The sequence below is a fragment of the Yoonia tamlensis genome (assembly GCF_900115105.1).
GTDB classification, from domain to species: domain Bacteria; phylum Pseudomonadota; class Alphaproteobacteria; order Rhodobacterales; family Rhodobacteraceae; genus Yoonia; species Yoonia tamlensis.
The window spans coordinates 1,739,043-1,751,611 of sequence record NZ_FOYP01000001.1; the positions used below are offsets into that span (position 1 = coordinate 1,739,043).

Here is a 12,569-nt window from a genome sequence, read left to right on the forward strand (position 1 = left end):
TTTTCGACGAACGCAAAAAGGCCCCGCTTGCGGGGCCTTTTTTATTGGTAAATCAAGCCGAATTTGTGTTCAGCCAAAGCGCCATAGGGCTACGGAAGTTTGATGACGCAACCCAATCTTCGGGTGGGTTGGGCAACGCTATTTCCGGAAACTGGTCCAACAAACGACCGATGGCTGTCACGGTCACAAGTCGTGCAAGTGACGTGCCCAAGCAGTAGTGTTTGCCCGCCCCAAATCCAAGATGCCCACTAGGCTTGCGCCGGATATCAAAGGTATCTGCATCAATAAATTTACGCGGGTCACGGTTTGCCGCGCCATACATCAAAGCAACTTTGTCACCTGCGCGCATCGTTTGTCCGTGCAATATGGTATCGCGGGTCAAGACGCGCTTGAACCGCTGCGCAGACGTATTGAAACGCAAGGATTCTTCCATCGCATTGGGCAACAGGTCCGGCACGCTGACGATGGCGCGGCGGGCGTCATGAAAGCTGGCCAAATTCAGCATAAACATGCTCATAAAGCTTGAAAGCGATTCAACGCCTGCAACAACCAGCATTGCAGCGGTTAGCTGAACCTCTTGCGGGCTAAGATGGTCGCCATCAATTTCTGCGGTCGCGAGATGGGTAATCAGATCATCCGCAGGTTCACGTCTGCGTTCCTGAATATGTGTGTCCAGCAATGCTGTAATGCGCCGAAACGATTGTAATTGACCTTCGTTCTTGCCCTTGTTCGCCTTGTCCGTCGAAATTGCATTCACAACGTCACTACGAATTTCTTTGGGGTTACGCACGGGCAGACCAAGAAGTTCGAACAGAACTTTCACGGTTACAACGCTCGAAAACTCGGCGACAAAATCAAAATCACCCATCTGCCGTATCTGTGTGATTTGCCTATCTGCGATATCGGTAATAGGCCCGACAAGGTGGGTCAGGTTCTTCTTTGCAAAAGCGGCATTCGTCAGGCCGCGCAGACGGTCGTGCCGAGGCGGATCCGTGGTGCCCAGCGTATTGCCTGAGCGACCGGGTATTTCATCAATAAGATTTCCCGATAGGCTTGAATAAGACTGCCAGTCCATCGCGGCGGTGGACACATCGTCATAGCGGCTCAGCAGCCAGATTCCGGCGTCCTCGCTCCAGTAACAGGGAAAATTATCGCGCAAATCCGCGTAACCCGGAAAAGGGTCGCGATCAATTTGCGTGGAATAAAGCTGGAATGGTTCAGCCATATTAGCGTAACCTCAATAGGCGCAAAGCCCGCAAGAAAAGCCCGACTTTTACCACTTTGTTCAATGGGCTCGTCGGAATTTTCATGATGAAATCGCGCGCCAGTTCTGGTTTCGCACCTGGTCCTTCCAGCCGAAACTGCGTCGCCTGCGCTGGACCGTAGACCAAGTGTCGCCAAAGACGTGGGCGCGTAAAAGCGTAACGCCAAAGCGGCGGCGCACAGCCGACAAGCGCGGCAAGCTGGTCCATGTAACCGAAATAGTCGACCAACCCGCGCACGCGCGCACCGGTTGCCTCGAACTGGTCCAGATAGCGGTCCTTGTCGGCACTTGCTTGCGCGATCATCGCATCCTTGGCCGGCAAACTGCACCGCCCCGATATCAGCTGCGCACAATAGCGTGCCTGCATTTCCATAATCGGAAACTGACTGCCGAAAGTAGGCCGTGCAAAACCGATCCAAAACAGGCCAAGCCCGATATCAGGGTGTATCATATGTTTGAACAGGGCGCGCGGATCCATATCGGCAAGCGGCGCATCCAGAAAAGGCACGTGGCTACGATAGCCGGTTGCAAATACCACGCAATCGATCGGTCCAATCTTTTTCCCGTCAGCGCAAGTCAGTGTCCGGCTTGCCTCATCAATTGCGGTGACTTCGCCGACGATCTGACAGCCGTATTCTGCAATCGCACGGGGCAATGAGAATGACTTGGTGCCATAAGTGCCCCATATGCCTTTTTTTGCAGTTACGGCTTTGTTCAGCTGCGCAAGCGCGGCCATCGCCGGATCGGATTTGCCCGCTTTTGTATCCCGATCAAGCAGCGCCCTGCTGATTTTAGCACCGTCATCACGCGGTAAGGTCCAAAGCCCACGGTGTGTGGATAAATCGGTCGCATTGCCATTGCGTTCGCGCGGTACAACCCACCCTGTGCCATTGCGCAGGCTCACTGAACATTTGGCAGCAACCTTTGAGATTTCAAGCGCAATATCCGAGGCGGATTCGCCACCGCCGACAATCAATACGTTTTTGCCAACGAAAGCATCGGCATTTTTATAGTCACATGCATGGACATATGAAATTGCGCCTAGACGCGATGCCCAATCGGGGGTGACAGGGTGGATATTGTTGCCCGGCGCGATTAACAGATGATCCGCCTGCAACCGGTCACCATTGTCGAGCGTCACAGTCCAACGCCCGTCATCCGATTGTGCGGCACTGCTGACATTGCAGCCAAATCGAATTTTTTCGGTGACCCCAAAATGATCTGCATAGCACGTCCAGTAATCGACAACTTCGGCTTTAGTCCAGAATTCGTGTGCCTTGCCGTCACCGATCCAGAAGTCCGAAAACATGCTAAACGCGGCTGAGGACGTCAAATACAGGCTGTCGTAGCTACGCTTGAATATCCCGCCTACCGAGGCGTCCTTTTCCAGACAAACGACATCTGTGATGCCTGCTTCGAGCAGCTCTTTGGTGCAAACCAACCCGCCGGGCCCTGCCCCGATGACAATACAATTTGGCATCAGCTGCTCCAGTCTTTGCGCAGCAATTGCCGCAAATCAGCATCAAGCGAAAGCGTTTCTTTTACACGGCATAGCCGGCGCTCGTGCCCTGTGCGCGCCATCGTGACATTTCGGCCAAATTGACCGGACGGCGTTTGGAATAGTCCGCGCGTAGTCACCCGCACCGAAATTCCGAAATCATGCAGCAACTGGCCGAACAAATTATCGCCTTCGCGCAGCCTATCGATCAACGTCGCCGGGACCTCTGATTTTCCGACTTCCAGCGTGGCCTTGAGGATCAGTGCGTCATCAGATCTGCGCCGCAGTTGCGAATTGCGTTGATAGGTACTTTCGGTATCGGTTGCCGATGTTTGGACGGCCTTCAAGGGACCAAAGGCGTCGACCAGTCTTGGGGTCATCAGCCCGTCGTGATCTAACAGCCAGACCGAGAGGCCTTGACTGTGATTGCACACATCCGTCTGAATTGTCTCGCGATCGGTCAAGACTTGCCTCTGGCCGCAGCTTCAAGCACCATTTGTGCGCATTTCGCGCGATCAGGTTCGCCCGTTGGGCAGCGTGGAACAAAATTAATCGGTCGTATATGCTTGGGTACGGTCAGTTCACCCAGTTTTTCTTCAATAGCAAACTTTGCAGATGCGATGGACTGCATTTGCGTCACGCTGTCATCAAAGACTGCAAAGGCCAGCAATTCGTTCAACGCGCCTTCTTTGGGGTTCTTAAAGCAGATCGCGTCGCTGATACCGGCTGTCTGTCGCATCAAATGATCCACCGCCAGCGCATTCACTTTCACGCCGCCCAGATTGATGACGTGGTCGGCGCGTCCTTCAAATACCAATTGGCCGTCTTCCCCCCAATGCGCAAGATCGCCGGGGTAGAACCATCCGTCACGAAAGCACTGCGCCGTTGCAGCCGGATTATCAATGTAACCCTCTGCGAGGTAGGGGTTTTTGATCCGTACAAACCCGCTTTGGAAGGCTTTGCATTTCTGGCCGTCGCTATTGACGATTTCCACTTGTGAATCGCGGGCTTGGCCGGTGGTCACAAGGTTGCCAACGATATCCAACTGCTTGATATTGTTAAAGCTATGGTTCGTTTCACTGGCGCCATATGCATCGACCACCCGTTCAAACGACTGAAGAAGGCGCGTTATCAGTGCGTCATCTGTATGTGCCCCGCCGATGTGCAAAAGATCTATCTTTTGGGATAGGGACACGTCCTTTAGGCGCGCCTGCACTTGAATGGGGCTACCCATCACAAATGTGACGCCGGATTGCAGCCAGAACGCAGGGGATTTGCTGATAACGATCGTGGCGCCGTTCAACAGTGCGGCAAACGCACGTGACAAGAATGGACGTGCGGTCGGCCCAAAAAGCGAAACAAATCGGGTCTGGCCCGCGATAAATTCATCGCTTGCAGCATGCGAGCGTGCGCGCACGCAATTCTGACTAAGTCCAATAAACTTGGGCAAGCCAGTACTGCCAGAGGTATGCACAATCAGCCAAGGGCAGTCTGCGTCGATCTGCGCAACGGCAACCGGTTCAATATCTACGCTGCCGTCATTGCCGACCGTCCAGGATTGATCGATGCATTCGCTATCGCCGGAATCTTCGCGCACGATTTCGTCGGTATGAAAGAAATGCGTTGGCTTGTATGCTTTCAGCATAGCGACTTCTTTGCGCGAGGTTGCAAATTTCGCGCCCAACGATGCAGTCGCAATTGCTGTCGCTATGACAACCAACGCATCGGCGCTATCGAGAACCACAAAACTTTGGTGGGTGATACCGCGCGCCATCAAACGCGCACGAACGGTTGCGACGATCCGAACGAGATCAAGGTAAGAGACCGTCAAGTCTTCAAAAACCAATGCGTCGCTTGCTGGCGCTGCCTGAGCCACCTTGAAAAGCGCGGTGCCGATATTGCCCATTTTTTGATTTCCTTGATGACCGCAGTCAAATACCTAAGTTACCATAACTTATGCGTTTAGCGCGCGCGGCGCAATAATTCTTGGGCCATTTGCTGGCATTGGTGGCGGCGCACTGCCCCGTCTTCTGTGCGCGGGATATGGGGAACCACAAAGATTTGGGATGGAGAGTAGAGCGGGCCGACATTTGCAACGCAGACCTCATGCGCGCCTCTTACGGTTTGCGCGGCGTTAGCGCCTTCGGCAATTTCAACGAAAGCAAACAGGGTCGGTTCATCGTTCTCGGTTGTGCCCGCAAAACATGCCGCCGCAAGTACATTTTCTGACAGGGCCAATGCGTCATCTACGCGTTTGGGATCAAATTTCAGGCCGTTCAGATTGATTAGCTCATCTATGCGTCCGGCGATGACCAATACGCCTTCGCTTGTGAGATGCCCTATGTCGCCGGGGTAAAACCAACCGTCGCGAAAATGCTTTGCTGTAAGTTCTGGCGCGCCAATGTAGCCGTCAATCAGGTAAGAATTACGAACGCGCACCTCGCCGGATTCACCGGCAGCACACACCGCGCCCGCTTGCGACACGATCTGTAGGTCACAATGGGCAGGCAACGCGGACTTTGTTATTTTACCGTCAGAGACAGCGACAATCCGTTGTGCGTAGGACTTGCTTGTTTCACCGGCACCGTAGACTTCGGTGACTGTTTCAAAACTGCGCAGCAGAAGTTCTGCGATATCGGCAGATATTTTCGCGCCCGCCGTTTCATATTCAGGCAACATGACGTCGCTTTTTTGATCTTCCAAAAAAACCTTTGCATGCTGGGGTGACCCCGTCACTAGTGTCGTTCCTGCTTTTTGTGCAGATACAGGATCAACGGTATCAACAATTGCACAGCCATACATGAGTGCGGCCATTGCACGTGCAAAAAACGGGCGGCTTTGGCAACCATACAATGAACAAAGCCGGACCTCGGGTCCGGCAAACTGGTCATGCGTTGCGACAGCGCGCCGGCGCACGAGATCCGCAGAAAGCCCCATATATTTGGGCGCACCCGTTGTCCCCGAAGAATGCAAGAGCAGCCAATGATCTGACGGTTTTGCAAAACCAACACATTGCTGCATTGAACGAGAGACTGGGGTGATCGCGGGTGACCATGTGTCGTCGATGACGTGAAACGGATGGTCGGGGAACGCGTTTGTTTCAGCAGAGCGCAAGAAATGCGTTGGTGTAATCGCAGAATGGTCAAACCAAAATCGCGATGCTGCGGCGTAGCGTGCGCCAAGCAACGCGGCCGCAATCGCTGAAGCCAAAGAAACAATCATGTCAGAGCTGTGCACCGCAACAACGGATGATCGATCAACGCCCAACGCTTTCATCTGAAAGACAAATGTATCAATTATCCGGCCAAATTTATTGTAGCTGAGCGTGACGTCGGGCGCGATGATCGCGGGATAATCTGCAAATCGTTCGGTCGCTTCAAGAATTGCAAATGCAATGTTGTTATCGGAATTCTGGCGCATCAGATTGCGCCCAATTCCATTGCGCGCGCAAGCAACAGTTTGGCGCAGGCGGGTCTGTCGACCTCGTGTTTTTCGGTGAGCGGCAGAGTGTTGACCGGCCAAAAATTCGCGGGTGTCGCCTGGGCGCCCAGTTTTTGCAGACACATGTGTCTTGCCTGCTCGATGCAATATTCTTTCTGCACAGCCGGCCCCAAGACAATAAACGCGATCAGCTCGTCGGCTGCACCCGGCTTGGGGTTCTTGAACGTTGCCGCACGCGAGATGCCGTCAACAGATTCAATAACCATATCGACAAGCAGGGCGTTCACCTTGATGCCAGCAAGGTTGATAACATTGTCAATCCGGCCAAGCAGTTCCAACCGGTCATCTTTTGTCCAAACCGCAGTGTCGCCACTATAAAACCAGCCGTCACGAAAGCTGCTGTCAGGGGCGTTGTTACCCAAATACGACTGAATGCTAAAGCCGTTGCGCACACGCACACGTCCGACGGTTCCAGCGGAAACAGGTTGGTCGGCATCGTCTACCACCTGTATTTCGCCTTCGCAGTGTCCTCTTTCGCATTTGATTTCGAGAGCTTCATCAAGCGCGTAAATATCGCCATAAGATTTTGATGTCTCGCCAGCGCCGTAGGCATTTTCCACCTGCACAAAGCTCTTGAGCAGCTCCGCGATTTGGGATGCGCGCAGCTCGGTCCCCGAAACTTCTAGATTTGCAAATCTTGGCGAAAGTATACGGTCGCCAATATGGCCATGGATCTGGTTAAGCGCACCCGTTACAAGCGTGACACCCGCGCGATACCAAAAATCTGTATTGGTACTGTCAACGATCGTACAACCATTCAGCAAGGCAGCCATGGCGCGCGCATAGAACGGCCTGCTTCCGGCGTTTTGCAAGATCGCAACACGTGTTTGTTTTCGTTCAAATTCGCGCGACATCGCGAGCGAACGTCGCAGTACCATTTGGTCTGAAAGCACAAAATACTTTGGCGTACCTGTCGACCCCGAGGTGTGCAAATAAATCAAAGGATCGGTCGCATGATCTTGGCGGGGTAGACCTGCAATGATCTCGGAAACCGGTGCAAGGCGTGTAGGCTGCCAAGAGGCATCAATAGTTTGGAATACGACCTGCCTGCTGCCCTGCACTTCTGGCGTTTTTAGAAAAAAGTCGGGACGTACCGCCTTGGTGCTTGCCAGTACCTTGTTTGCTGTGACAAGTCGGGCACCCGTAAACGCCAGCGCCAAAAGGACCACAACAGCATTCGGTGCATCGCGCGTATTCAGCGCGACAATAGATCCACGTTTAACGCCTAGTTCTGCAAGGCGCGCGCCATAGGACACACAAAGATTAGCAAGCTGCGCATAGGATATTGTTCCACGTTCATGAATGAATGCCGGAAAATCCGGCTGTTCGGCGCAAATCTCCAGAAAACGGCGACCGACACTATTTACGTAATTGTCATTGATTTCGTGCGTCACGGCTTTCCTCGGGAAATTGGATCAATACTGATACTGCGGGCGCTATCCCGTATGCATCTTTTCATACTTCTGGACGCACAGCCAGCGCTGGGCGCCGCCATCATGCGCGCGCGGGATTGCGTCCATCACGACGACGCGCTTGGGGCGTTCAGCTGGCTTCAGGTGCTTTTCGAATGTCGCGCTTAGCTGGTCACTCAGCGTTGCCAGCGCCTGTCCTTCCGCTGGCACGATCGCGCACATCAGCAGGTTCGGCTCGTGTTCGAAAGGGCTGCGAAAACACAGCCCGTCAGCCACACCGTCCACACTTTGAATAAGCCCATCAATCATTACCGCATTCACTTTCACACCGCCAAGATTGATCACGTCATCCGTTCTGCTGACGGTTACCAATGCGTTTTCGGGCGACCAATAGGCAATATCGCCCGGATAGAACCAACCATCGCGAAAGCTCGCCCTTTGTGCTGTCGGGTTATTAAGATAGCCGGTCGCCAGATACGGATTTTTAACACGTACAATTCCTTCAACCCCTTGCGGACAAGGGCCCCCGTCGGCGTCGACAATTTGCACTTGGCTATCAAGCGGCTGCCCTATGGTCGTTACCGTGCCATCGGCATTCCGCCGCTTGATGTTCTTATAGCTGCGGTTGGATTCCGAAGAGGCATACAGGTCGATAACAGTCTCGAAGCTGTCGAACAGGCGCGCCGCAAGCGCATCGGGGAGCCGCGCACCAGCAAGATGGATTTCGCGGATTTTCGGGCGAATTTGGACATCTGCCAAAATCTGTCCGGCGTGACTTGGTGAGCACATCACAAGGTTAACGCCTGCGCGGGGCCAATGCCGGGGATCTATGCCATAGACCAACGTGCATCCGTTCACAAACGTAGCAATTGCGCGTGTAACAAACGGGAAAGCCACGCAATCGAACAAGCAGCAGCAAACCGTTTCGCGTTCACGGTAATCATCTGCGACGATGATCGAGCGTCGGTAAATCGTGGATTGGCCCATACCGATCAGCTTTGGTCGGCCGGTGGTCCCCGAGGTGGCAACATAAAGCCACGGCACATCAAGCGAGATTTCCGCGTCCGGTACGAACGGCGCATCGATCGGTAAATCCGAAGTATCCCAACTGCGATCAATTGTGACAAACCCCGGCCCGGGTGGGGTACCAAGTGCGCAAAACCGGTGCGTCGGAATTACCAAATCTGAAAGCGTATTATAGCTGCGGTAAGAAATCCAACGCGCACCCAGCAAGGCCGTCGCCAGCACCGTGGCCATCGCGACGGTTACATCCGTGGTTTCAACCAGAACAGTGGACCCGTTCTTTACACCGCGTATCTGCATGTTTCGGGCATAGGATTTGGCGAGCCGGGCAAGCTGCGTGTAATTGAGCATGTAGTCTGCGGTAACAATCGCCAAGAGATCCGGATTGCGCGCAGCCGCTTCTAGGAAGGCAACGCCGATGTTCTTGTCATTACCCACGCCCGTACCCAATTTCTTAGTGCCACATTAATACACCAAAATTAACGCTAGCGGCCAACATTGTCCACGCGCTATGACCCTATCCAAGGCACGTACTTACAATTGGGGATACGCATTGGGACTTGAAATCATCGGTGCAGGATTTGGGCGCACAGGCACGGATTCTTTGAAGAAAGCATTGGACATTCTGGGGTTTGGCCCCTGCCACCATATGTACGAAATTCGCGAAAATCTTGATCTGTTGCCTGCCTGGGTAGACGTATCCCAAGGTGGTGCGCCCGATTGGGACACAATGTTTGACGGGTTCAGGTCGCAGGTTGATTGGCCCGGTGCTGCCTATTGGGAAGACCTTGCTGCGCACTACCCCCAAGCTAAGGTCATACTGACGACGCGTGACTTTGATAAATGGTATGCGAGCATGCAGGCGACAATTATCCCGTTCATCGCGGCGCGCGGGCAATTTGAAGAACCGCATCAAAATGCCATCGGCAATATGGTGCAGCGGGCTGTGGTCGACCGCATCTTTGACGGGGCGTGGGACGACAAGGATCACGCAAAGAAATGCTTTGAGGCCCATATCGCACGTGTGAAAGCGCGCCTTTCACCTGAACGCCTGCTTGTCTTTGATGTTTCAACCGGATGGCGCGATCTATGTCAGTTTCTAGACGTGCCAGCGCCAAACGAACCATTTCCCAAGGGAAACAGCGCGGCAGACTTTCAGAAAAAGCGTCAACCAACAAATCCCGAATAGCCGGCAAGCGGCAGGAAAGGTTAGCAACAAACAGCACAAGCATACCACAAGATCCGCGCAGCTATTGCGGTTGCACCTGTCCAAAGCGTTCACAGAATTACCTGTTTAGCTTATCTTTTTCTCGTAAATGCGGTGTGTCATCCGGATGTCAGCGCCGCACATCGCCGCTGTGCGCTTCATCATTTCATTGTCTTCAAGGACTTGGCTCAGTTCGACATATTTTACCCCAGAGCGCGTGCCGATAGCGTGCTGGTTGGCATGAAATATTACATCTACGCCGCGATTACGCCAATCTTCGACAACCCCCATCGCGATGACACGCATGGTTTTTACGGCGTTCTTGCGACTGTACCATAGTATCCTTGCAAGGCCTGTCGGCAGCAACCGGCCGCTCGGCATTTTTGCAAAAACCTCGTTCATGTTCGGAATCGCGATTGAAAAACCGACCATGCGCCCTTCCGCATCTTCGGCGATTTGCACATATCTGAGATCCGCAACTTCAAGAAGGCTTTCGACGATATAGGCAAATTCTGCTTCGTTGGCGGGGCGCCAAGGCCAGTTTTCTTTCCACGCGCCGTTATAGACTTCTTGCAAACGATGCACATCCGCCCTGACCGATGCCTTGGTGGGTGACCGCACGGTCAGTCCAAACCGCGCCTGAATCTTTGCACCAAGCGTAATCACGCGTGCGGGCATGTTCTCCATCGGTAGACCGTAGCAGAACAGATCGACGCATTTACGATATCCTGCTGCCTCGACAAGGGCCGGATAATAGTGCGGATTGCCGGGAACCAATAAGAAATTCTGCTGGTCAAATGCATCAATTTGCAACCCGATTTCGTCATGCACTGAATAGCTGAACGGCCCGCGCACAACGCTGCGCCCTTTGGTGCGCGCATGGTCGGAAACCCAATCGAACAGGGCTTGCGCTGCTTGCGGATCATCCTCGCAATCGAAAAAACCAAAGTGAAGCGCATTGTCATTATAGCGCGCGGCATGGCCCAGATCATCAATTGCGGCAATGCGGCCGACAGCGCGACCATCACGCAGCGCGATGACAAAAGCCGCATTTCCATTGTTAAAGAAAGGATGCTTTTTTGCGTTCAGCGTCTTGCGTGCCTGAATGCGCGGCGCGCGCACCCAATTTGGCCATTTGCGACCAATTTCATAAGGCAGGTCGACAAAGCGACGCATATCATGTGGCGATTGACAAAGATGGAGCGTCAGTGACATCGGTTCGTTCCTAAAAAACCATCGCAGTCGACAGCATAATTAACTTTTCATCCCCGATGTATCTGTAATGATAGCAAAGGGGTAGTACCCGCAGACCATGTCCCATCCGGAGGCCACGACCATTTCACCTACCCCCCAAAACAAGCCGCGGCTGGCCATCGTCAGCACATTCAATGACCAATGCGGCATTGCCGGATATACACGCGCATTGCTGACCCAGTTGCACAACGCTTTTGAAATCGAGGTCTTTGATCTTGACCAGTCGCTGATGCGCGCGACCCAAGGCAATCTTTTGACCGCGGCGGATGCCCAGATTAAATCGTTTTGCGATGCATTCGCTGGATTTGACGCTGTGAATATTCAGCTTGAATATGGTACGCTCGGGTCCATGCCTAGCGATATTTCGCGTCGTTTCAAAGCATTAGTAGATGCAGCGCCAGCACTATCGGTGACCTTTCACACTATTTTGCCCAATCAGGAATTTCCCAAAGACAAGTTTCGTGAACAGTTTTTTCGCGTCCAGATCTGGAATTGCTACGCTACAACTTCGCGCTATCTGGCCGCAAAGCGTTTCCGCAAACAGATCTACGATACTTTGCTTCTGGCCCAAACCCGAAAACCCGTAAGCATCATCGTTCACACCCCCCGCGATGCCAAGGCGATGCGCATCGCCGAAGGCTTCAAGACGGTTTATGATCATCCGCTGGCTTTCTTGACGCCCGAAAAAATAGCCGCATTAACCGCGCTAGATGGCCCCAACGCTCTTGCCTCCCTGCCCGGCCGACAGCGCGAACGCGTTGTGGTTGGCGTGTTCGGGTTCTTAAGCAGCTACAAAGGGATCCAGACGGTAATCCGTTCTTTGCGGCATTTGCCCGACAACTTTGAACTCGCCATTTTTGGCGGGTTGCACCCGGGTGAAATCAGGCCGTCAGAACATGGCGGCCCCGCCGAAACCCACCCCTATTTGCAGTCACTGCTTGAAGAAGCAAAGATTGATGAAACCATTGCGCAGGCGGTTGCGGGCGACGGAAAAACACCTAAACCGGCGACCTCTCTGCAGGAATTCGTCAAATCACCACAGAATTTGCGGGATCGGGTCCATTTCATGGGGGTGCTTGACGATGACCGGCTTGCCGCTGCGATGGGCGCCGTCGATGTCGTGGTCTTGCCGTATTTTGAAACCGGCCAAGCATCATCCGGCCCGATGAGCATTGCAACGGAAATGGGCGCGCGGGTGATCGCGTCACGTATCCAGGCGTTCATGCAGTTCGAAAAATACAAACCCGGTCGCGTGACATTCTTTGATGCGGGTAACTATCTTGAACTTGCGCAACGCATCGAGTCTGTGGCCCGGACGCCAAAACAGGACTATGCTGATACCTATAACACCGGTTCAAACCGTGAAACCTATATTGCAGCCCATCAGAACCTTGTATCCAACGCATAGGT

The 12,569-nt window shown here is 53.5% G+C and carries 10 protein-coding genes; 2 read left to right on the top strand and 8 right to left on the bottom strand.

Annotated features, from left to right (window positions below; genetic code table 11):
* Window positions 1-52: 52 nt before the first annotated feature.
* From BM320_RS09050 to BM320_RS09080, 7 genes are read right to left on the bottom strand one after another with little or no spacing between them, the layout of a single operon-like run.
* Complete coding sequence (locus BM320_RS09050; protein ID WP_090199181.1) at window positions 53-1,225, bottom strand: cytochrome P450; 1,173 nt, start codon at window positions 1,223-1,225, stop codon at window positions 53-55.
* 1 nt (window position 1,226) lies between these two features.
* Window positions 1,227-2,744, bottom strand: coding sequence for a flavin-containing monooxygenase (locus tag BM320_RS09055; RefSeq protein WP_090199184.1), 1,518 nt, complete (start codon window positions 2,742-2,744; stop codon window positions 1,227-1,229).
* On the bottom strand, window positions 2,744-3,226 hold the full coding sequence (locus BM320_RS09060) for a hypothetical protein (RefSeq protein WP_090199187.1): 483 nt from the start codon (window positions 3,224-3,226) through the stop codon (window positions 2,744-2,746). The genes BM320_RS09055 and BM320_RS09060 overlap by 1 nt, the downstream gene beginning before the upstream one ends.
* Window positions 3,223-4,668 (bottom strand): class I adenylate-forming enzyme family protein, encoded by a 1,446-nt coding sequence (locus BM320_RS09065; protein WP_090199189.1) that lies wholly within the window; start codon window positions 4,666-4,668, stop codon window positions 3,223-3,225. The genes BM320_RS09060 and BM320_RS09065 overlap by 4 nt, the downstream gene beginning before the upstream one ends.
* Before the next feature lie 56 nt (window positions 4,669-4,724).
* Window positions 4,725-6,182, bottom strand: coding sequence for a class I adenylate-forming enzyme family protein (locus tag BM320_RS09070; RefSeq protein ID WP_090199192.1), 1,458 nt, complete (start codon window positions 6,180-6,182; stop codon window positions 4,725-4,727).
* Window positions 6,182-7,657: a class I adenylate-forming enzyme family protein gene (locus BM320_RS09075; RefSeq protein WP_090199195.1), complete on the bottom strand. Its 1,476-nt coding sequence runs from the start codon at window positions 7,655-7,657 to the stop codon at window positions 6,182-6,184. The genes BM320_RS09070 and BM320_RS09075 overlap by 1 nt, the downstream gene beginning before the upstream one ends.
* Before the next feature lie 42 nt (window positions 7,658-7,699).
* Window positions 7,700-9,136 carry a class I adenylate-forming enzyme family protein gene (locus BM320_RS09080; protein WP_090199197.1) on the bottom strand — a complete coding sequence of 479 codons (1,437 nt, stop codon included), beginning with the start codon at window positions 9,134-9,136 and terminating at the stop codon, window positions 7,700-7,702.
* Between the two features lie 73 nt (window positions 9,137-9,209).
* Between BM320_RS09080 and BM320_RS09085 the strand changes: the two genes are divergently transcribed.
* Window positions 9,210-9,887, top strand: coding sequence for a sulfotransferase family protein (locus tag BM320_RS09085; protein WP_242650984.1), 678 nt, complete (start codon window positions 9,210-9,212; stop codon window positions 9,885-9,887).
* A 105-nt stretch (window positions 9,888-9,992) separates the two neighbouring features.
* Here BM320_RS09085 and BM320_RS09090 read toward each other — a convergent pair whose 3' ends face one another.
* Window positions 9,993-11,120, bottom strand: a complete 1,128-nt coding sequence (locus BM320_RS09090; RefSeq protein ID WP_131802360.1) for a hypothetical protein — start codon at window positions 11,118-11,120, stop codon at window positions 9,993-9,995.
* A gap of 97 nt (window positions 11,121-11,217) precedes the next feature.
* Between BM320_RS09090 and BM320_RS09095 the strand changes: the two genes are divergently transcribed.
* Window positions 11,218-12,567, top strand: a complete 1,350-nt coding sequence (locus tag BM320_RS09095; protein ID WP_090199203.1) for a glycosyltransferase — start codon at window positions 11,218-11,220, stop codon at window positions 12,565-12,567.
* The last annotated feature ends 2 nt before the right edge of the window (window positions 12,568-12,569 follow it).

What these genes read in the sequence shown, in the direction of transcription:
- BM320_RS09050 (WP_090199181.1), bottom strand. Translation starts at nt 1,225, where the DNA reads ATGGCTGAACCATTCCAGCTTTATTCCACGCAAATTGATCGCGACCCT.
- BM320_RS09055 (WP_090199184.1), bottom strand. Translation starts at nt 2,744, where the DNA reads ATGCCAAATTGTATTGTCATCGGGGCAGGGCCCGGCGGGTTGGTTTGC.
- BM320_RS09065 (WP_090199189.1), bottom strand. Translation starts at nt 4,668, where the DNA reads ATGGGCAATATCGGCACCGCGCTTTTCAAGGTGGCTCAGGCAGCGCCA.
- BM320_RS09070 (WP_090199192.1), bottom strand. Translation starts at nt 6,182, where the DNA reads ATGCGCCAGAATTCCGATAACAACATTGCATTTGCAATTCTTGAAGCG.
- BM320_RS09085 (WP_242650984.1), top strand. Translation starts at nt 9,210, where the DNA reads ATGACCCTATCCAAGGCACGTACTTACAATTGGGGATACGCATTGGGA.
- BM320_RS09090 (WP_131802360.1), bottom strand. Translation starts at nt 11,120, where the DNA reads ATGTCACTGACGCTCCATCTTTGTCAATCGCCACATGATATGCGTCGC.
- BM320_RS09095 (WP_090199203.1), top strand. Translation starts at nt 11,218, where the DNA reads ATGTCCCATCCGGAGGCCACGACCATTTCACCTACCCCCCAAAACAAG.